The 20,420-nt window shown below is 38.1% G+C and carries 17 protein-coding genes and 1 pseudogene; 15 read left to right on the top strand and 3 right to left on the bottom strand.

Going from position 1 to position 20,420, the window contains the following annotated elements; translation table 11 throughout:
• Positions 1 to 1,240: 1,240 nt before the first annotated feature.
• Entirely contained in the window at positions 1,241 to 2,101 is an 861-nt protein-coding gene (locus tag J7R10_RS02125; RefSeq protein ID WP_010705052.1) for a phytoene/squalene synthase family protein, read from the top strand.
• A 359-nt stretch (positions 2,102 to 2,460) separates the two neighbouring features.
• Here the strand turns inward: J7R10_RS02125 and J7R10_RS02120 are convergent, their stop codons facing one another.
• The gene (locus tag J7R10_RS02120; RefSeq protein WP_010705053.1) at positions 2,461 to 4,350 is read right to left on the bottom strand and encodes a peptidyl-prolyl cis-trans isomerase; all 1,890 of its coding nucleotides are present in this window, start codon (positions 4,348 to 4,350) and stop codon (positions 2,461 to 2,463) included.
• Positions 4,351 to 4,502: 152 nt separating this feature from the next.
• Between J7R10_RS02120 and tpiA the strand changes: the two genes are divergently transcribed.
• The 14 genes and pseudogenes from tpiA to J7R10_RS02050 all read left to right on the top strand — a co-directional run bounded on the left by tpiA (position 4,503) and on the right by J7R10_RS02050 (position 18,648).
• Complete coding sequence (tpiA, locus tag J7R10_RS02115) at positions 4,503 to 5,267, top strand: triose-phosphate isomerase (protein ID WP_010705054.1); 765 nt, start codon at positions 4,503 to 4,505, stop codon at positions 5,265 to 5,267.
• Positions 5,268 to 5,348: 81 nt separating this feature from the next.
• On the top strand, positions 5,349 to 5,804 hold the full coding sequence (secG, locus tag J7R10_RS02110; protein ID WP_010705055.1) for a preprotein translocase subunit SecG: 456 nt from the start codon (positions 5,349 to 5,351) through the stop codon (positions 5,802 to 5,804).
• A 129-nt stretch (positions 5,805 to 5,933) separates the two neighbouring features.
• Positions 5,934 to 7,562 (top strand): CTP synthase, encoded by a 1,629-nt coding sequence (pyrG, locus tag J7R10_RS02105; RefSeq protein WP_010705056.1) that lies wholly within the window; start codon positions 5,934 to 5,936, stop codon positions 7,560 to 7,562.
• A 39-nt stretch (positions 7,563 to 7,601) separates the two neighbouring features.
• Positions 7,602 to 8,438, top strand: coding sequence for a 3-deoxy-8-phosphooctulonate synthase (kdsA, locus tag J7R10_RS02100; protein ID WP_010705057.1), 837 nt, complete (start codon positions 7,602 to 7,604; stop codon positions 8,436 to 8,438).
• A 67-nt stretch (positions 8,439 to 8,505) separates the two neighbouring features.
• Complete coding sequence (gene eno, locus J7R10_RS02095) at positions 8,506 to 9,789, top strand: phosphopyruvate hydratase (RefSeq protein WP_010705058.1); 1,284 nt, start codon at positions 8,506 to 8,508, stop codon at positions 9,787 to 9,789.
• 79 nt (positions 9,790 to 9,868) lie between these two features.
• Positions 9,869 to 10,276, top strand: coding sequence for an NINE protein (locus J7R10_RS02090; RefSeq protein ID WP_010705059.1), 408 nt, complete (start codon positions 9,869 to 9,871; stop codon positions 10,274 to 10,276).
• Positions 10,277 to 10,655: 379 nt separating this feature from the next.
• Positions 10,656 to 11,061 (top strand): annotated as a pseudogene (locus J7R10_RS02085) (NINE protein).
• Between the two features lie 180 nt (positions 11,062 to 11,241).
• Complete coding sequence (locus tag J7R10_RS02080; RefSeq protein ID WP_010705060.1) at positions 11,242 to 11,559, top strand: FtsB family cell division protein; 318 nt, start codon at positions 11,242 to 11,244, stop codon at positions 11,557 to 11,559.
• A gap of 141 nt (positions 11,560 to 11,700) precedes the next feature.
• Positions 11,701 to 12,741 carry a pyruvate dehydrogenase (acetyl-transferring) E1 component subunit alpha gene (pdhA, locus tag J7R10_RS02075; protein WP_010705061.1) on the top strand — a complete coding sequence of 347 codons (1,041 nt, stop codon included), beginning with the start codon at positions 11,701 to 11,703 and terminating at the stop codon, positions 12,739 to 12,741.
• 16 nt (positions 12,742 to 12,757) lie between these two features.
• Positions 12,758 to 14,131 (top strand): pyruvate dehydrogenase complex E1 component subunit beta, encoded by a 1,374-nt coding sequence (locus J7R10_RS02070; protein ID WP_010705062.1) that lies wholly within the window; start codon positions 12,758 to 12,760, stop codon positions 14,129 to 14,131.
• 14 nt (positions 14,132 to 14,145) lie between these two features.
• A complete protein-coding gene (locus J7R10_RS02065) occupies positions 14,146 to 15,474 on the top strand; it encodes a pyruvate dehydrogenase complex dihydrolipoamide acetyltransferase (RefSeq protein WP_010705063.1) in 1,329 nt (442 codons plus the stop codon).
• Between the two features lie 221 nt (positions 15,475 to 15,695).
• Positions 15,696 to 17,156 carry a dihydrolipoyl dehydrogenase gene (lpdA, locus tag J7R10_RS02060; RefSeq protein WP_026501276.1) on the top strand — a complete coding sequence of 487 codons (1,461 nt, stop codon included), beginning with the start codon at positions 15,696 to 15,698 and terminating at the stop codon, positions 17,154 to 17,156.
• Positions 17,157 to 17,221: 65 nt separating this feature from the next.
• A complete protein-coding gene (lipA, locus tag J7R10_RS02055) occupies positions 17,222 to 18,184 on the top strand; it encodes a lipoyl synthase (RefSeq protein ID WP_010705065.1) in 963 nt (320 codons plus the stop codon).
• Positions 18,185 to 18,186: 2 nt separating this feature from the next.
• The gene (locus tag J7R10_RS02050; protein WP_010705066.1) at positions 18,187 to 18,648 is read left to right on the top strand and encodes a type II toxin-antitoxin system RatA family toxin; all 462 of its coding nucleotides are present in this window, start codon (positions 18,187 to 18,189) and stop codon (positions 18,646 to 18,648) included.
• Positions 18,649 to 18,737: 89 nt separating this feature from the next.
• Here J7R10_RS02050 and J7R10_RS02045 read toward each other — a convergent pair whose 3' ends face one another.
• A complete protein-coding gene (locus tag J7R10_RS02045) occupies positions 18,738 to 19,226 on the bottom strand; it encodes a CinA family protein (protein WP_010705067.1) in 489 nt (162 codons plus the stop codon).
• On the bottom strand, positions 19,223 to 20,416 hold the full coding sequence (locus tag J7R10_RS02040; protein ID WP_275039534.1) for a bifunctional 2-C-methyl-D-erythritol 4-phosphate cytidylyltransferase/2-C-methyl-D-erythritol 2,4-cyclodiphosphate synthase: 1,194 nt from the start codon (positions 20,414 to 20,416) through the stop codon (positions 19,223 to 19,225). Before J7R10_RS02040 ends, J7R10_RS02045 begins: the two co-directional genes overlap by 4 nt.
• Positions 20,417 to 20,420 lie beyond the last annotated feature (4 nt).

The following is a 20,420-nucleotide window of genomic DNA, read 5'->3' as shown; positions in this document are numbered from 1 at the left end:
TTAGAGGAGTGATGTCATCTTTCTCTCTTGCCTAAAATTTGTACTACACACTCCATCTTAAGCTTGTATACAAAATATATTAATCCAGACATGTCCATGATGTCGTTTGTGATTAATATTTCCTAATGTCGTCTTCTTAAACAAGCATTTCGTTTTTGAGAAGATGTTTTTTCATCTCTAAAATTAGATTATTTTTCAAAGTTCTCTGTTCACGGACTTATATAAACAGTCTATTAAGTATTTTAAGAAAGTTACGAAGGTAAGTCTATTAGATTGCATCTCCATAGCGCAAACATCACATGTGCACGTAGCAGAGATTACTGAAGAGCTCCATCACAAATATATCTTAACATAATAGGGGAAGTTATTGAGAAAAATAAGTTTAATATGGTGAGACAGAAGTTTGAAAGAAACGCACTAAGAATTATACTCAAAGAAATAAAAGAACCAATCTCTATGGAGTTGGATATCAGTAATAAATAATTGAATATATGGGAGCAGGCATAGAGAAAAAATGGGCTTTTATTTTTGAAAAGAGAGAAAAAATAACTTTTGGAAAATAATTCCTGAAATATTTAACTTCTTAATGTATCTGTCATGACTAATTTACTCAATAACTTTTTAGCTGGTGCTGTAATAATGTTTTGATAACAACTTTTTTCATCATCAGTCTCGACAACATATGCAGCACGCGTATCGCATTTGAAATTGTCCTAAACAAATAAGAAGCAACGTATGAGATGACTAAATCTTTAAAAAGTACATCTATGTTTTCAAATGTTTGACTTTTGCTCTCGTTGACTTACTTTCTAGCTTTTCCTGTAATGGATACACTCTAATATTGAAAAGCAAACAGCTTTTTTAAATTGCTTATAAAATACCATATCTGTGAGATTTAATACAATTAAATCTATCACTTTAAAAGTATCCCTTATCTGCTCTTTCATTTCAGGAGGAACGCGGGCACAAACGGCAAACTTTTAGGATCGTTTCTCTATTTATTAATTTTAAAATGGCGACATGATAGCTTCAAGTCAATTTTTTAGAAGTAAAAATATGATGGGTGTTTGGTGAAGTTCAAAAATACCTAGAAAAGGAATCTTAATTCGTAGTACATTGAGATTAAAAAATACATTTACAAATTTTGTTCTCTTAGCTGTATTTGCTCATCCATTATTTTAAAATATGGATTAAAGTAGAATATTAAGTGCTAAAAAGGGAAGTTAATAGGTATCATAGAATGGGAGCTTCTCTTCCTTATTGTTTTGATATTTTACGTGCTACAGATCGTGATCGCTATATCTCGGTTTTATTTGCGCCTAAAAAAAAACGCCGAGCATTGGCTGCTCTTTACGCTTTTAATGGAGAAATTGCTCGTATTCGCGAAACTGTGCACGATCCGCTTATTGGTGAAATACGATTACGCTGGTGGTATGATTCTATTGCTGATGATAAAATGCAAAATAGTCAAAATAACCCGATTTTAAGTGATTTGTTTACAGCGATAACTCTTTTTAATTTACCTAGAAAAGCTTTTATACGTTACTGCGATGCGCAGATTTTAGATCTTTACCATAATCCAATCACAACTCTTCATGATCTTGAATTTTATTGTAGCGAAACAGCAAGTATAATTTTACAACTCTCTTGTCAGATATTAGCTGCTGAAGCAGCACAAGATTTTACAGATATTTATAAATGTGGAGGGATTGCTCAAGGATTCAGTGGTATATTACGTCTTTTATCATTTATGCAATCACGATATCAATATTATTTACCTACAGATATGCTAAAAGCTGTAGGAGTAAATAGGGAGGATTTAGAATCTCATCGTGTCAATGACAAACAAAAATGCCATATTGTTGAAGCTATAGTAGCATCATCGCGAGATCATTATAGAAAGTTTTATAAGGATTTTTGTACTTTGCCTAAGAATTTGAAACCAGCATTTCTTCCATTGGCAATTATACCAGCATCTCTTCAAAAAGCGGAACAGTTGGGAGCTGAAATTTTTCAAGAAAGTGCAACTTTACCATTAATTCATCGTTATTGGCTAATAACAAGGGCGGCAATAACTGGTAATTTTCCAAAGCTATTATAGAATTAAGTGTTATCAAAGACATGAGAATCAGAAAATCTATTGATGGTAGCTACAGGATTATGAATCCAAATCCTTTTTTATTTAGGAAGCAATGCTAACGATTTATTATGATTATTTATCATAACAATCTTTGTCGTTTCATTTGGATGGATAACATTTTTATTACACTGAAAAAATTCTCCAAGTTACATTTATTATTTTTCTAAAGATAAGAAAATTTACAAAAAAAGCCTATTATTCGTACAGATATTATTTCTTCCTTGATAGTAACGAAAAAGAAATGATCTTGTTTTTTCAATTATAGAAAAGCTCTGATGATGATTTTATCAGCTCAATACCAAAAATCATTCACCCCATTTTTACTGGGGAGTGTTGAAGATTTGATTATAATGAGTGCTATTAATTTGCAAGGGGTGTTCTTTACTGGCAACTTGTAGCATTTCTAGCTTTAGATCTTCTCTTATCATCATATTGATATTGGTACGGATATCAGGTGAAATAGTATGGGGGGCGATGTCTTTAGGCATGGTTACGGACTTGATTTGATAAACAATACGGTTTGTTGGAACAGAACCTTTTATGATGCCATAATGCCCTTTGGGACCAGAAAATAAGGCTCTGACACCTTCAATACCAAGGATTTCAGAGGAATCTTGACGACGTAGGGGTTGTGTTGTTTGTTTTGTAAGACCAAGTGTATGGGCAAGAGAAACAAAACTTTTTCCTCCGGTAAGCTGTTTGAGAGCATTTTGGGCTTTTTCATCAAGAAGACGCTGGATTTCTTCACTTTTCCATTGAAAAAGTGCATCTTGTTTGGCTTCTTCGAGTGTTTTATCGCGAGCAGGAATAATTTTCTCAACCCTATACCAGAGATATCCACCTTTTTGAAGAGAAAGAGGATCAAGATCGACTCCTTCATTTGATTGATAAATGGCGTTCAGTAAAATATTTTTTTGAGGTAAATCGGTAAGTATTGTTCCATCAATTGTTTTTCCTGTTTTATCAATGGTAATTGTGCGCATAGGCAATTTGTATTGGTCTGCAAGCTCTTTGAGGGAGGCACCCTCAAAACGTGCATTTTCAATTGCTGTATACTTGTTACGTATATCATCTACAGCACGATTTTGAGCGAGAGTCTGGCGAATATTTTCTTTTACCTTTTCAAAGGGAAGAGAGACTGAAGGTTCAATATGTGTTACGCGAATGATAACGGGACCTTGTAAATCATTGATTACAGCACTGATTTGTCCTTGTTTAAGTTCAAAAACCTCAGAGGCTACAGAACTAGGAAGTTCACTTTCTGTTAGAGGTCCTTTTTTTATGTCATTAAGAGTCTTGTTTTCACTCTTAACCAGCGCATCAAAACTCAATCCATCGGCTATTTTTTTTGCCGCATGATCAGCAGCTTCGCGTGTAGAGAAACGCAATTCTTCAAGAGTACGTTTTTCAGGAGTTATAAAACGCGAGGCATTTTGTGTATAATAAATCTTAGCCTCATCTTCTGAGATATCTTTGAGTTTAACAAGATCAGCCGATATCATAGATAATAAAGAAACGGTACGGTATTCAGGAGCACGAAATTCATTTTTATGAGTCTCAAACCATTTTAGCAATGTTTCTTGATCGGGGTCACGAATGGTTTTCTTTTCTTTGAGGTCAATAACAAGATAATCAGCGATACGAGTTTCCCCTTGATAAAGAGCGAGTGCTTTATAAAAGAGATCTGGTGCTATCATTCCAGATAGCGAAGCCGAAATGAGCTGGTTACGCTTTTCTTTTTGGGTGTAATAATCAAGAAAATTACTTTCATTGATCTGTAAATGCTGAAGATAGTTGCGAAACAAATTTTGATCAAAGACGCCATTTGTTTGAAACATATTATCAGCACCAAGAATACGAGCTATTGCGTCTTTTGAAAGACTAATTTTCATTTTACGTGCTTGTTCATCAAACAAAACATCTTGTTGTAACCGATTGAAAACAAAGGCAGGGATTTTGTATTGCTGCATTTCATTGGGTGTAAACATTCGCCCAAGATGTGATGCGAGTGCTAAACGCGCGCTTTGATCAGCAAGTGCGAGACGATAACTATCAATAGTGATTGTGGACTTTCCAGAAGCAATAAGGTCTCTTTCGCCCTTTGTGTGTAATTGTGGTATTCCCCATAAAAGGATGAAGCATAAGAGCAAAATAATAAGGAAAATCTTTGCAACCCAAGAATTTGCAGCACTTCTTATGACGTCAAGCATTGTTCAATTCCATTTTTTGAAACGAGTTATTATCAAAGTAGTGGGAATTTGCAATAAAGATATGAAAGATGCAAGCTTAAAGACTTGCTTTCATTTTATAATTTGATACCTAAAAGAAAATAATATGTTGGGATAGCTCTTGAGGTGAAAATATGTCTTCAAAGATTCGACCTTTTATTGCTGGAAATTGGAAAATGAACGGAACAGGTGAATCGCTTGGAGAGTTGCGTGCCATTGCTGCTGGCGTTAGCTCTGATTTAGGGCGTTTGTTTGAAGCGCTTATTTGTATTCCAGCAACACTTTTATCGCGTGCTTCTGATACGTTGGGTGGTGAAAATCTTCTTTTAGGGGGGCAAAATTGCCATTTTGATGACCATGGTCCTTATACTGGGGATATTTCAGCTTTTATGCTTAAGGAAGCAGGAGCAAGCCATGTTATTATTGGGCATTCAGAGCGTCGCATAGCTTATCAAGAAAGTGATGCAATTGTTTGTGCTAAAGTGCAAGCAGCATGGCGGGCAGGTCTTGTGGCTCTTGTTTGTATTGGTGAAACATTGGAGGAGCGTAAAAGTAATAAAGTATTGGATGTGCTTACGCGGCAGCTTGCGGGATCTTTGCCAGATGGTGCAACAGCAGAGAATGTCATTATTGCTTATGAGCCTATATGGGCTATAGGCACAGGGAATACGGCAACCTCATCAGATGTAGCAAAAGTACATCATTTTATTCGTGATGAGATGCGCTCTCGTTTTGGTGATGAAGGAAACAAAGCGCGTTTACTCTATGGTGGATCAGTAAAACCATCCAATGCATTTGAACTTTTAAGTGTCGATCATGTTAATGGTGCTCTGATAGGTGGAGCAAGCTTAAAAGCGATTGACTTTTTAACTATTTGCGATGTTTATCGTAAATTTTAACAAAGGAATCTTGGTTTTCCCTTGGATTATGTGCTATTTATGTGTAAATAACCGAGAAAAGTTATTTGAAGAGAAGGGTTTATGCAGACAGTACTTATTGTTATCCATTTTTTGGTTGTTATCACTTTAGTTGGTGTTATATTACTTCAGCCTTCGGAAGGCGACGGGTTTGGTGCGAGTAGTGGTTCTGGGTTGATGAGAACGCGTGGATCTAAAAACCCGCTAACACGTTTGACCGCTATTTTAGCATGTTGTTTTTTTGCAGTATCCATTGGTCTTACTGTCGTGGGGAGTATATCAAACTCCAGTTCTGATATTCTCAAGCGTATTCCGGTTAACTCAAAACAAAATTCTATAAGCAAAGAGACTTCAGAAAGTGTATCATCACCAAATGATAAGGAACAACCTTCTATTCTTGAACAGCTAGGAGGTGTTTCATCTTCACCTCAGGAGCAAAAACAATCTACGGTTCCTGGAGCTGAAAATCCAGTTCCATCGATTCTTGAAAATCCAGTTCCAGACAACAGTACAAAATAGTTTTTTTAAGCAAAATATAGATTTGAAAAAGGTGATTTTTCACCTTTTTTATTGTTGTAGAAGAAAAATTTTTTCTTTTTGCATTTTTTGCTGGAAAAATCATGAGAAACTGCTTATCACCATAAGCCCATGGCACGTTATATTTTTATTACTGGTGGTGTGGTTTCTTCCCTTGGAAAAGGCATTGCAGCAGCGGCATTAGCTGCGTTATTGCAAGCTCGTGGGTATCGTGTACGGCTTCGCAAACTTGATCCTTATTTGAATATTGATCCAGGCACAATGTCACCTTATCAACATGGTGAAGTATTTGTGACCGATGATGGTGCAGAAACGGATCTTGATCTTGGTCATTATGAGCGTTTTACGGGGTGTTCTGCAAATAGCCAAGACAATATTACGACAGGGCGTATTTATCAAAATATCATTGAACGAGAACGACGTGGTGATTATTTGGGAGCAACAGTTCAGGTTATTCCTCATGTTACCGATGAAATTAAGAAATTCATTACTATGGGAAACGAAGAATTTGACTTTGTTTTGTGTGAAATAGGTGGTACGGTTGGTGATATTGAAGCAATGCCTTTTCTAGAAGCCATTCGCCAGCTTCGCAATGAATTATCGAGGCAAAAAGTTCTTTATGTGCATCTTACATTAATGCCTTATATTTCTTCAGCTGGTGAATTAAAAACCAAACCAACACAACATTCCGTCAAAGAATTACAATCAATTGGTATTGCTCCAGATATTTTGTTGGTGCGTGCAGATCGTCCTATTCCAGAAACGGAGCGGAGCAAATTATCACTTTTTTGTAATGTTCGTCCAAGTGCAGTTATTCAGGCATTGGATATGCCAACGATTTATGATGTTCCCATAGCATATCATAAAGAGGGCCTAGATTCAGAAGTTCTTTCTGCTTTTGGAATGGATTTGGTACCTAAACCCCAGATGGGGCGTTGGGAAGATATTACACATCGAATTCATCATCCTGAAGGAGAAGTGACAATCGCTGTTGTTGGAAAATATACCGGATTGAAGGATGCTTACAAATCTCTTACTGAAGCGATTGCACATGGTGGTTTAGCGAATAAAGTGAAGGTTAATATTGCGTGGATTGAAGCAGAGCTTTTTGAAAGAGAGGATCCTACGTCTTATTTACAAAAGGTCCATGGGATTTTAGTTCCTGGTGCTTTTGGAGCACGTGGTGCAGAAGGAAAGATTCGAGCAATTCAATTTGCTCGGGAGCGTAAAGTTCCATTTTTAGGTATTTGTTTTGGGATGCAATTGGCTTGCATAGAAGCTGCACGTAATATTGCACAGATTGAGAATGCCTCATCAAGTGAATTTTGCCAAACAAAAAATCCGATTGTGGGTTTGATGACAGAATGGCTCAAAGGGGATATTCTGGAGAAACGTACACAAAGCGGCAATCTTGGTGGTACAATGCGCCTTGGTGCTTTTGCCGCTGAATTAAAAGAGAATAGTCATATTGCCCAAATTTATGGAATGACAAGAATTTGTGAACGACATCGTCATCGTTATGAGGTCAATATTGATTACAAAGATAAGCTAGAACAATGTGGTTTGATTTTTTCTGGTATATCTCCCGATGGCATTTTGCCAGAGACAGTAGAATATACTGATCATCCATGGTTTATTGGTGTTCAATATCATCCAGAACTGAAATCACGTCCTTTTGAACCACATCCACTTTTTTCTTCTTTTATTGAAGCCACTGTAGAACAAAGTAGACTGGTTTAGTTCATATATTATGGAGTTATTTGCTTTTTGAGGGATAAAGTGTCTGAGCCAAATGCCGTTGTAAAAGTTGGAAATGTTGTATTTTCAAATGAAGCACCTTTTTCATTGATTGCGGGACCATGTCAGATGGAAAGCCGAGATCATGCTTTTGAAATGGCAGGTCAGATTAAGCAAATTACCGATCAGGTTGGTATTGGGTTTGTTTATAAATCCAGTTATGATAAAGCCAATAGAACATCCTTGAGTGCAGCACGTGGTATTGGTTTTGAAAAAGCAATAGCTATTTTTTCTGATCTGAAGAAGGAATTTTGTTGTCCGGTATTGACTGATGTACATACAGAAGAGCAATGCATAGCTGTTGCTTCTACGGTAGATATTTTACAAATACCCGCTTTTTTATGTCGTCAAACAGATCTTTTGGTAGCAGCGGCCAAAACGGGGCGTATTATCAATATTAAGAAAGGTCAGTTTTTAGCTCCGTGGGATATGAAGAATGTTTTAAGAAAGGTTACGCAAAGCGGTAATCCGAATGTTATGCTTTGTGAACGAGGCACTTCATTTGGTTATAACCGACTTATTTCTGATATGCGTTCATTGCCTATTTTACGTTCTTTGGGTGCTCCTGTTATTTTTGATGCAACCCATTCTGTTCAGGAACCAGGCGGGCAAGGTGATTCATCTGGTGGACAACGTCAATTTGTTGAAGTTTTGGCGCGTGCAGCTGTTTCTGTTGGGGTGGCTGGTATTTTTTTGGAAACGCATCAAGATCCAGATAATGCGCCTTCTGATGGACCTAATATGATTAAAATTGATGATTTACAAAGACTCCTTGAGACTTTAGTGCAATTTGATTATCTGTCAAAAAAAGTGAATTGAATAGAGAGGAATCCTTCATTATGGCATTTAAAATGAAACAAGATTTTTGTTGGACAAGGAAACGCACATGACGATCATTGTTGATATCATTGGACGTGAAGTGCTTGATAGCCGAGGGAATCCAACGGTAGAAGTTGATGTTCATTTGGAGAATGGGATTTTTGGGCGTGCTCTAGTTCCCTCAGGGGCGTCGACTGGGGCGCATGAAGCTATCGAGCTTCGTGATGGTGGTATGCGCTATCAAGGGAAAGGCGTTGAGAAAGCAGTTGCTGCAGTCAATGGTGAAATTCTTGAAGAACTTGGCGGGCGAGATGCAAGAGATCAGATAGCCATTGATCAAGCAATGATTGCTTTGGATGGAACAGAAAACAAAGCACGTCTTGGTGCTAATGCACTTCTTGGTGTTTCATTGGCTGTAGCAAGAGCAGCAGCGAAATCATTATCTTTGCCTTTGTATCGTTATATTGGTGGTACACAAGCACGTGTTCTTCCCATACCAATGATGAATATTATAAATGGTGGTGTTCATGCTGATAACCCAATTGATTTTCAAGAATTTATGATTATTCCTGTGGGAGCATCTACACTAAAAGAGGCAGTCCGCTATGGTGCGGAAGTTTTTCATATATTAAAAAAACGTTTAAAAGATGCAGGACATAATACCAATGTTGGTGATGAAGGTGGTTTTGCGCCTCAATTTAAAAGTGCAGAGCAGGCAATTGATTTTATTATGGAATCTATAATTTCGTGTGGGTATAAACCAGGGGAACAAATTGCTCTTGGTTTAGATTGTGCTTCAACAGAATTTTATAAAAATGGTTCTTATTTTTATAAAGGTGAAGGGAAATGTCGTGATGTTCAGGAACAGGTAGATTATTTAGCGCAACTTGTTGAAACTTATCCGATTATTACCATTGAGGATGGAATGGCAGAGGATGATTGGGAAGGTTGGAAGTTACTCACTCATTCAATTGGACAAATATGCCAGCTTGTTGGCGATGATTTGTTTGTCACAAATTCGGCGCGTTTGCGTGATGGTATCAAAATGGGAGCGGCCAATTCTATTCTTATTAAAGTAAATCAGATCGGTACGTTGAGTGAGACGCTTGATGCTGTAGAAACAGCACATAAAGCAGGTTATCGCGCCATTATATCACACCGTTCAGGTGAGACAGAGGATTCTTTCATTGCAGATCTTGCTGTTGCAACGAATTGTGGGCAAATTAAAACAGGCTCGCTTGCACGCTCAGATAGATTAGCAAAGTATAATCAACTCATTCGTATTGAAGAAATGCTAGGAAAACAGGCATGTTATGCGGGTAATTTGCTGAGAGTTAAGGGCAGGATTTGAGAATATAATGTTATTCAGGTTATCAAATTTAACTTTTTTGTCAAGGGCTTATAAGTAATAATTTTATAGGTGTTAAAAGATGAGAGGTATAATTATTAGTCAAGATCAAGCAACTTATCTTGTCTCGGGTGATGATGGTAAGCGGTATCAGTTTGCAACTTGGGATTGGTTAGGTAAAAATCCACCAAGGGTGGGTGATACAGTTGATTTTGTGTGTGACGGAGATACTGTCAATTCTGTTTTTCCATTATTGCAGCACGATTCAGATCCTTCAAAAGTAATATTAGCACTCATTTGTTGGATCACTGGTATATTTGGTGTTCACCGTTTTATGGTTGGTAAAGTGAAAACAGGTGCTTTAATGCTTATTCTATCCTTAACTCTTGCTGGAGTGATGATTACGGGGATTTGGGCAATTATTGATTTTATAATTATTATCGCTGGAAAATTTACTGACAAAGATGGGAAGCAAATTACACGTTGGTAAAATTTTTCTATACAAGTAAAAGTGAAAGGATAAATGATATCATTTACTTTTGTTGTGATGTATAATAAGAAGTTGCTCTGATATTTATATTGAATGTTAAGATATTCATAAAAATTATGGACAGTTGAATAAAAATATTGAAAGAGGCTGTATTGTTTTATATGAACTTAAGTGGGACACAAATCGGTTAAGGTGTTCTCTGTATTGCTGCTTACAGCAGTGGAAAATTTATATTGGGGGATTTTAAGCCATTTAATTATTGTATTTATCACGGTGCGTATAGATTGTATTCACGCTGTGAGGTTCATCAACATATTATCAAGTGAGCAAAAATTTCTTTATGAATAACGTATGAGTAACAATTTTAGAGGTGGTAAGAATCAAAGGTAAAATCATTAGTAAAGATCAAGGCAATTATCTTGTTTCGGGTGATGATGGTAAGCGTTATCAGTTCGTTACTTGGGATTAGTTAGGAAAAAATCCACCCAGAGTTTGTAATGCCATTGACTTTGTGTGTGAAGAGGACACCGTTAAGTCTGTTTTCCCTCTCTCCTATCAAAAAAAGTCAGAAAAATCACAGATCTTACTAGCATTTGTTTGTTTTTTTAGGAGCATTGGGTATCCACCACTTTATGGTTGGTAAAATTGGAACAGGTGGCATAATGCTTATTCTAACTTTAACAATTTTAGGGGCGTTTGTATCTGGGATTTAGGCATTTATTGATTTTATAATTATTGTAACAGGAAATTTTAGGGACCAAGATGGGAATAAAGTCGGGAATTAGAGAATACCGTCTCTTAAGTAATATAAAATGCAATAAGCGGATAATATAGATGACTTTTCTGGTGGTAAATGTATCCAACAAGTTTTTTGCACACATGGATTTGGTAATGGGCTATTAATGAAAATCATGCATGTTAGGCAAAATATTAAGAAAATTGTGCTCTAAAGACTGTGCTATTTTATGTGGACAAAACAGAAACGCAGATCAATCAAAATGCGCTTTGTACTCCCGCTTATGACAGTGGGAGTTTTAAGTTATTTCAGTTATCACATTTATCATGGTGAATACGGTCTGTATTCACGCAGTGAAGTTAATCAACAGATTGTTGAATTAGAAGAAGAACTTCATAGAGTGGAATCTGAGCGGATATCTATTGAAAAGCGTATTTCTCTTTTACGCAACGGGCATATTGAAAGAGATATGTTGGATGAGTATATCCGGAAGAATTTAAATTTTTCCAAGCCAAATGAACTGACAGTACTAACTCCTTGTAAATGATATAAAAAATTAACAAGGAATTTTTTAATTCCAAAAAATATTTTAAAACAACTGCCTGTGATAGTGTTTGAGCTTACTGATAATACTTGTAACTTTTGTTCGTAAAGGTTATTCTTAAACAATTATAAAAGGGAGTTTAGTATGGCAGAAAAGTCTAAAAAAGGTTCTGCATCGGTGGTGCATACTACATTATCAAACACCACAAAGAGAGCACCAATAGTGCATTTTACCAAAGAAGAAGACATTGATGCTTATCGTGAGATGCTTTTAATTCGTCGCTTTGAAGAAAAGGCGGGGCAGTTTTATGGTATGGGGCTTATTGGTGGTTTTTGTCATCTCTATATTGGGCAGGAAGCTGTTGTTATTGGAACATTGAAAGCAGCAAAAGAAGGTGATCAGGTTATCACTTCTTACCGTGATCATGGACATATGTTGGCGGTTGGTATGAGTCCACGTGGTGTCATGGCAGAACTCACGGGGCGTCAAGGTGGCTTTTCTAAGGGAAAAGGAGGCTCGATGCATATGTTTTCTAAAGAAAAGAATTTTTATGGTGGGCATGGCATTGTTGGTGCACAAGTTCCGATTGGCTCTGGTTTAGCATTTTCGAATCAGTATCTTGGTAAGGATAATGTGACATTGGTGTATTTTGGTGATGGTGCTGCCAATCAGGGACAGGTTTACGAAAGTTTCAATATGGCTTCGCTCTGGAAACTTCCCGTTATTTATATTATTGAAAATAATCAATATGCTATGGGAACATCCGTTGCGCGTGCTTCGGCAGAGACTGATTTTTCTCGTCGTGGTCTTTCTTTTGAAATTCCAGGCATTGCTGTTGATGGTATGGATGTTCGAGCAGTAAAAGGAGCTGCTGATGAAGCAGTTTCTTGGGCGCGTTCGGGAAAAGGACCGATTATTCTTGATATGCAGACCTATCGCTATCGTGGTCACTCTATGTCTGATCCAGCGAAATATCGCTCCAAGGAAGAGGTGCAAAAAGTAAAGGAAGAGCACGATCCGATTGATCAGGTAAAGAATCGGATTCTTAAACAAGGTTGGGCGAGCGAAGACGATTTAAAGTCTATTGATAAAGAAGTACGTGCGATCGTTGCAGATGCGGCAGATTTTGCGCAAAATGATCAAGAGCCAGATGCTTCTGAGCTCTATACTGATGTTTTGGTTTGAAGTGAAGGAAGCGAGTATGTCTATTGATATTTTGATGCCTGCGCTTTCACCAACGATGGAAGAAGGTAAGTTATCTAAATGGCTTAAGAAAGAGGGCGATAAAGTGAGCTCTGGTGATGTTATTGCTGAAATTGAAACTGATAAGGCAATGATGGAAGTGGAGGCTGTTGATGAAGGCACTCTTGGTAAAATTTGTGTTCTTGAAGGTTCTGAAGGTGTAAAGGTTAACACTGTTATTGCAGTATTGTTGGAAGAAGGTGAAGGTGTTGAGGATCTTTCACAGACGTCTAATTCTTTAAATTTGCATCAAAAATCGGGAGCAGAATCTCTCTCTCTTTCTTCACCTGTTCCAACCTCTCCTGTTTTAAAAAACAGCTCTGATTTTGATATTCCAGTGGGGACACAAATGGTTACTATGACGGTGCGTGAAGCACTTAATCAGGCTATGGCTGAAGAAATGCGCCGTGATGAAATGGTTTTCCTGTTGGGGGAAGAAGTAGCACAATATCAGGGTGCTTATAAAGTAAGCCAAGGCTTATTAGAAGAATTTGGTGCACGCCGCGTTATTGATACACCAATTACAGAACATGGTTTTGCAGGATTGGCTGTTGGAGCTGCTTTTGGAGGATTACGTCCTATTGTCGAGTTTATGACATTTAATTTTGCTATGCAGGCAATTGATCAAATTATCAACTCTGCAGCGAAAACGCGTTATATGTCTGGGGGACAAATGACTGCTCCTATGGTTTTTCGTGGTCCCAATGGGGCGGCTGCGCGTGTTGGTGCACAGCATTCTCAATGCTATGCCGCATGGTACAGTCATGTGCCAGGGCTTAAAGTTGTCATGCCTTATAGTGCTGCAGATGCAAAAGGTTTGCTGAAAGCTGCTATTCGTGATGACAATCCTGTTATTTTCCTTGAGAATGAGATTTTATATGGTCATCAATTTGACGTTCCTCAGATGGATGATTTTGTTTTACCTATTGGTAAAGCACGTATCCATAAACTTGGACAAGATGCCACGATTGTTGCGTGTGGGATTGGGATGCATTATGCTGTTCAAGCATTGCCAGAAATTGAAAAGCTTGGTATTGACGTTGAATTAATTGATTTACGGACCATTCGTCCGATGGATCTTCCAACAATTGTTTCTTCAGTCAAGAAAACAGGCCGTTTGGTAACAATTGAAGAGGGGTATCCTCAGTCATCTGTTGGAACTGAAATAGCGACACGTGTTATGCAGCAAGCTTTTGATTATCTTGATGCGCCAGTTGCTACAATTTCTGGAAAAGATGTTCCGATGCCTTATGCTGCTAATCTTGAAAAGTTAGCTTTGCCCAACATTGCTGAAATTGTTGAAGCCGTTAAGGCTGTAACTTATAGAGCATAACGGAGGAGAGCACTATGCCTATTAAAATTACAATGCCTGCGCTTTCCCCAACGATGGAAGAAGGGAATTTATCAAAATGGAATGTTAAGGTAGGGGATAAAGTTTCCTCTGGTGATGTTATTGCTGAAATTGAGACAGATAAGGCAACAATGGAAGTAGAGGCTGTTGATGAGGGAACTGTTGCTAAGATCGTTGTGCCTGCTGGAACGCAAAGCGTTAAAGTTAATAGTTTAATTATTATTTTAGCTGAAGAAGGCGAAGATTTAGCAGAGGCTGCAAAGGTTGCCGAGGAAGCCTCTTCCTCTTTTGCAATCAAAGAATTAAAAGATATCAAACAGATAAATTCAAAGACAGCACAGATGTCTGATGTGTCATCAATTCAGAAGGAAATACAGCAAGGTAAAAAAGATCTACGTCTTTTTGCTTCTCCCTTGGCACGGCGATTGGCAGCACAAGTTGGTCTTGATTTATCACTTGTTTCTGGGAGTGGTCCTCATGGGCGCATTATCAAGCGTGATGTAGAAAAAGCGGTGAGTAGTGGTGTTTTAACCGCTTCTTATTCATCACAAAGTGAACAGCTCGTAGCTATAGATTCTTCTGACAAACAAATATTGAACCTTTTCAAAGAAGAAGAATATGTATTTACACCCCATAATAATATGCGAAAAACTATCGCTAAACGTTTGGTGGATTCAAAGCAAAAAGTTCCGCATTTTTATGTAACGCTTGATTGTGAACTCGATGCGTTATTGGAGCTTCGTACACAATTGAATGCTGCTGCACCAATGGTTAAGATGCAGGAAGGATCTAAGCCTATTTATAAGCTTTCCGTAAATGATATGATTATTAAAGCTGTGGCACTTGCTTTGAAGGCAGTTCCCGATGCTAATGTATCTTGGCTTGAAGAGGGAATACTTCGTCACAAACATTGTGATGTTGGGGTAGCTGTTTCTGTTGCAAATGGGTTAATTACTCCAATTGTTCGCCATGCAGAGGAGAAATCTTTATCAGTTATTTCTCATGAGATGAAGGATTTTGCAAAGCGTGCACGTGAACGCAAGTTAAAAATGGAAGAATATCAAGGGGGAACAACAACTATCTCAAATATGGGAATGTATGGTGTAAAAAGTTTTTCTGCTATTCTTAATCCGCCGCATGCGACGATTTTTGCGATTGGTGCAGGCGAACAACGTGCTGTTGTTAAAAATGGTGCATTGGTTATTGCCACAGTTATGTCGGTTACACTTTCTGCTGATCATCGTGCTGTTGATGGTGCGTTAGCAGCAGAGCTTGCACAGACTTTTAAGAAGATGATTGAAAATCCATTGGCAATGCTCATTTGAACTATTTAAAAGCTTTTTATGAAATTGTGTTGTGGTTACGGTATATTAGTGTGATAAAAATGGACTTAAAGAGTTTGAAGGGCAATGTTATTGCACTTTCTAAGTTGGTAAAAGTATTTATGTGAAGCTTTAAAATGAAAGAAAAAAGGAAATTTTGTTGTATTACTTTTGGGTTTTCAGTTTGAAGAGGGCATTTTGTGTATATCCATGGAGGAATTACTGTGGTGAATCTTTATGATGTAATTGTAATTGGATCGGGTCCTGGTGGATATGTAACGGCAATTCGTGCGGCGCAATGTGGCTTCAAAACTGCGATTGTTGAACGTGAACATCTTGGTGGGATTTGCTTAAATTGGGGATGTATTCCAACAAAGGCACTCTTACGTTCAGCAGAAATGAAGCATTTTGTTGAACATGCGAAAGACTATGGTTTAAAGCTTAATGGTACGATTGAAGCAAACATCAAAGATGTTGTGGCCCGTTCCCGTGGGGTTTCAACGCGTTTAAATGCTGGTGTTGGTTTCTTGATGAAAAAAAATAAAATCGATATTATTTGGGGAGAAGCAAAGCTTACGAAGGGGGCTAAAGGTAGTCAGCCTGCGGAAATTATGGTTTCTTCGTCGTCCAAGCCGATTATACAACCACAAAATCCAGTGCCTAAAGGAACATTAGGAGAGGGGATTTATCAAGCGAAGCATGTCATTATTGCAACTGGTGCGCGTCCTCGTGTCCTTCCTGGTATTGAACCAGATGGAAAGTGCATTTGGACTTATTTTGAAGCGATGATTCCACAAACGATGCCGAAGTCACTTTTGGTCATGGGGTCTGGGGCAATTGGCATTGAATTTGCTTCTTTTTATCATAATATGGGAGCGAAGGTCACTGTTGTTGAAATGATGCCTCACATTATGCCCGCTGAAGATATTGAAATTTCAACCTTTGCGCGTAAACAGTTAGAGAAAAAAGGCATTCACATTCTTACGCAAGCAAAAGTAGCCAAGGTTGAAAAAGCTTCTGATTCTCTTACAGCGCATATTGAGGTGAAGGGTAAAACAGAAACAATAACAGCTGATCGGCTGATCTCCGCTGTTGGAGTTCAGGGGAATATTGAGAATCTTGGATTAGAAGCATTGGGTATAAAAACCGATCGTGGGTGTATTGTAACTGATGAATGGAGTTGGACAGGGGTAGAGGGTATTTATGCTATTGGTGATGTAGCTGGTCCGCCTATGTTAGCACATAAAGCAGAAGAAGAGGGCGTGATATGTATTGAACATCTTGCGGGTTTTGAGAATACGCATCCACTTGATAAGAGAAAAATTCCAGGGTGCACATATTGCATGCCACAAGTTGCCTCTGTAGGATTTTCGGAAGTGGCTGCAAAAGAAGCAGGCTATGATATATGTATTGGGCGCTATTCTTTTTCTGCGAACGGCAAAGCCATTGCTTTGGGTGAAGATCAGGGATTAGTGAAAACTATTTTTGATAAAAAAACCGGACAGCTTCTTGGTGCGCATATGGTAGGGGCAGAAGTAACAGAATTGATTCAAGGTTTTGTCATTGCCATGAATCTTGAAACAACCGAAGAAGAATTGATGCATACAGTCTTTCCACATCCGACATTATCGGAAATGATGAAAGAAAGTGTATTGGATGCTTATGATCAAGTTTTAAATGCTTGATGGCTGGAGTGTATGAAAAATTTTATTTTTCATTGTCATTCCATATTGAATAGGGCAAGGCTTAAATGGTTACGGTTGTTGATAGAGTTACGAATAGACGTTTGCGTCATCCTGAAAAAGCGCACCGTCCGGATACAAGCATTCAAAAAAAACCGGATTGGATTCGTGTAAAAGCACCAACATCACAGATATATAAAGAAACGCATGGTATTGTGCGCGCTCATAAATTAGTAACTGTATGTGAAGAAGCAGGTTGCCCAAATGTTGGCGAGTGTTGGAGTCAACGGCATGCCAGTTTCATGATTTTAGGTGAAATATGCACGCGGGCTTGTGCATTTTGCAATGTTGCAACAGGGATTCCGTTTGCTGTTGATGATAATGAACCAGAGCGTGTAGCAGATGCGGTAGCACAGATGGGACTCAAACATGTTGTCATTACATCAGTTGATCGTGATGATCTTGCTGATGGTGGTGCTGAGCATTTTGCAAAAGTTATTTATGCTATTCGTCGAAAAGCTCAAAAGACAACAATTGAAGTCCTCACCCCTGATTTTCGCCATAAGGATGGAGCTTTAGAAATTGTTGTTGCTGCTAAGCCTGATGTTTTTAACCATAATTTAGAGACAGTTCCTTCTAAATATTTAAAGGTTCGTCCAGGAGCGCGTTATTTTCATTCGATTCGGTTATTACAACGCGTTAAAGAACTTGATCCAACAATTTTCACAAAATCAGGAATTATGGTTGGTCTTGGAGAAGAACGAAATGAAATTCTTCAATTGATGGATGATTTGCGCACTGCTGATGTTGACTTTATGACAATTGGACAATATTTGCAGCCTACACGAAAGCATCATCCGGTTATTCGTTTTGTGCCTCCTGAAGAATTTGAGTCTTTTGCTAAAATTGGTAAAGTGAAAGGTTTTTTACATATGGCTTCCAATCCTCTGACGCGTTCATCTCATCATGCAGGCGATGATTTCGCCATTTTGCAAAAAGCGCGTGATGAAAAATTTGCCTTACAGAGATAGATATGCCAACTTTTACAACATATCGGCAGATTGCTCATAGTGCCAGTGAAATGTTTAATCTTGTTGCAGATGTTGAACATTACCCTGAATTCTTACCAATGTGTGAAGGGTTAATTGTACGTTCTCGTAGGGAATATGAAGAAAAAACATTAATTCTTGCTGATATGATAGTTGGTTATAAAGTTATCCGAGAAATTTTTACAACCCAAGTGTTTCTTCAGCCAAAGAAAAATCTCATAGAGGTGAAATATATTGATGGTCCATTTAAATATCTTGAAAATCGTTGGGCTTTTTATGATATTGAAAAGAGTCATGCGTGTTGTGTAGATTTTTTTATTGATTATGAATTTAAAAGCAAAATGCTTGGATTAGTCATGGGATCAATGTTTGATATTGCTGTTCGTAAATTTACCGATGCTTTTGAAATGCGCGCACATCGAATCTATGGACTTCCAGTAACATAATTATTCAATTGATTTTTTGTATGATACGTATCAGATATCATGAGCTGTAATTATAGTAACATAAAACGAGAAATCGGATGTGGAAAATATCACTGAAGAGCTTTCAAGATCATGTTCAAAGCATTTTCAACAGTTGCATAGCGGATAGCATTACGATCGAGATTTCCAAAGTGCTTTTCTGTGTGCAAGGTTTTATGGTTTTTGTGAGCAACTGCGAAATGCACAAGTCCTACGGATTTATCGGGATATGCTCCTCCCGGTCCAGCAATTCCTGTTACAGAAACTGCAATCCCAGCGTGTGAATATTTTAATCCACCCTCAGCCATTGCAAGAGCCACTTCTTTTGAAACAGCACCATAGTTTTTTATAAGTTTAGCACATACGCCAACAAGGCGCGTTTTCGATTCATTTGAATAAACAACAAATCCACAATCAAATACATCTGAAGATCCTGCAATACTGGTGAGATTTGCAGCAATGAGTCCTCCTGTACAAGATTCAACAGTTGTTAAAAGCAAACCTTTGTGGCGACAAGCTGTAAGGACTTCACGTGTTTGTTTTTCACAAAAATATGTCATTTTGGAATTTCTCCTGGATAAAGGACGTTAGCTGTTGCAAAAGCTGCAATGCCTTCACCACGACCAATAAATCCGAGCTTTTCGTTTGTTGTTGCTTTGATGGAAATTCGATCAGATGAAATTGTCAGTATTCTCGTAAGATTTTCTATCATTGTATGACGATAGGGGCCAATTTTAGGTTCTTCAGCGATCAGTGTAATATCAACATTGGCAATACGACCACCTGCTTGTTTAACGATATCAAGAGCATGACGGAGAAAAATTTCTGAAGATGCATTTTTCCATTTGGGATCAGAGGGAGGAAAATGTGTACCTATATCTCCTGCTCCTTGAGTGGCAAGAAGAGCATCTGTAAGTGCATGAAGAGCGACATCAGCATCGGAGTATCCATTTAATTTTTTATGAAAAGGAATTTCTATACCACATAATGTAAGAGAAGTCCCTTCCTCGAAAGAGTGAACATCATAACCATTGCCAGTGCGGATATCAGGAAACATTTGCATTTTTTTTTGGAGATATAAATGTGCAGTGTCAAAATCTTGGTGCCATGTAATTTTCATATTGTTAGGATCCCCAAGGATTGTCCTCATAGGAATTCCAGACCATTCTGCAATTGCAGAATCATCCGTGAATTCTTTTTTGCAAGCTTGCTTTGCTTTTTCATGGGCGGCTAAGATAGATTCAAAGGGAAAACACTGTGGAGTTTGTGCACTATAAAGATGGGTGCGTGGAATTGTTTCTAAAACGTGGTGTTTGTTATTTACACGTTTGAGGGTATCAGGGATAGGAAGAACGGGAAGAACACCTTCTTGATGATTGACGGTGCTGTGTATTTTGTCGAGGAGTTGGTTTGTGATAAAAGGGCGAGCACCATCATGAATATGGACATATTGGGGCTTCAATTTTTTAAGTGCCTGAAGCCCACGTAAGGTGGATATTTGACGTGTATCACCTCCTTCAACGATGATGAGGTGTTCTTTAAATCCGGCGATAGTTTGCTTACAGATTTGATGGTCTTCTGGATGAATAACGAGGATAATGATTGTAATGGCTGGGTGCTGTACAAAACAGCGCACGGTATGACAAATAACAGGCTCTTGCCCTAGAAGCCGGTATTGTTTTGGAATTTTTTGTGGAGCCCCCGCTCTTTCACCGCGTCCCGCGGCTAATATGATTGCTGCAATAGAAATACTG

It is taken from the genome of Bartonella vinsonii subsp. berkhoffii ATCC 51672 (genome assembly GCF_902825225.1).
GTDB classification, from domain to species: domain Bacteria; phylum Pseudomonadota; class Alphaproteobacteria; order Rhizobiales; family Rhizobiaceae; genus Bartonella; species Bartonella berkhoffii.
The sequence above is the reverse complement of the archived record's forward strand: the minus strand, read 5'-3'. Positions and strand labels throughout refer to the sequence as shown.

Bases quoted from the DNA above. Each gene is read 5' to 3' on its own strand.
- J7R10_RS02125 (WP_010705052.1), top strand. From the start codon at position 1,241: ATGGGAGCTTCTCTTCCTTATTGTTTTGATATTTTACGTGCTACAGAT.
- J7R10_RS02120 (WP_010705053.1), bottom strand. From the start codon at position 4,350: ATGCTTGACGTCATAAGAAGTGCTGCAAATTCTTGGGTTGCAAAGATT.
- tpiA (WP_010705054.1), top strand. From the start codon at position 4,503: ATGTCTTCAAAGATTCGACCTTTTATTGCTGGAAATTGGAAAATGAAC.
- secG (WP_010705055.1), top strand. From the start codon at position 5,349: ATGCAGACAGTACTTATTGTTATCCATTTTTTGGTTGTTATCACTTTA.
- pyrG (WP_010705056.1), top strand. From the start codon at position 5,934: ATGGCACGTTATATTTTTATTACTGGTGGTGTGGTTTCTTCCCTTGGA.
- eno (WP_010705058.1), top strand. From the start codon at position 8,506: ATGACGATCATTGTTGATATCATTGGACGTGAAGTGCTTGATAGCCGA.
- J7R10_RS02090 (WP_010705059.1), top strand. From the start codon at position 9,869: ATGAGAGGTATAATTATTAGTCAAGATCAAGCAACTTATCTTGTCTCG.
- J7R10_RS02080 (WP_010705060.1), top strand. From the start codon at position 11,242: ATGTGGACAAAACAGAAACGCAGATCAATCAAAATGCGCTTTGTACTC.
- pdhA (WP_010705061.1), top strand. From the start codon at position 11,701: ATGGCAGAAAAGTCTAAAAAAGGTTCTGCATCGGTGGTGCATACTACA.
- J7R10_RS02070 (WP_010705062.1), top strand. From the start codon at position 12,758: ATGTCTATTGATATTTTGATGCCTGCGCTTTCACCAACGATGGAAGAA.
- J7R10_RS02065 (WP_010705063.1), top strand. From the start codon at position 14,146: ATGCCTATTAAAATTACAATGCCTGCGCTTTCCCCAACGATGGAAGAA.
- lipA (WP_010705065.1), top strand. From the start codon at position 17,222: ATGGTTACGGTTGTTGATAGAGTTACGAATAGACGTTTGCGTCATCCT.
- J7R10_RS02050 (WP_010705066.1), top strand. From the start codon at position 18,187: ATGCCAACTTTTACAACATATCGGCAGATTGCTCATAGTGCCAGTGAA.
- J7R10_RS02045 (WP_010705067.1), bottom strand. From the start codon at position 19,226: ATGACATATTTTTGTGAAAAACAAACACGTGAAGTCCTTACAGCTTGT.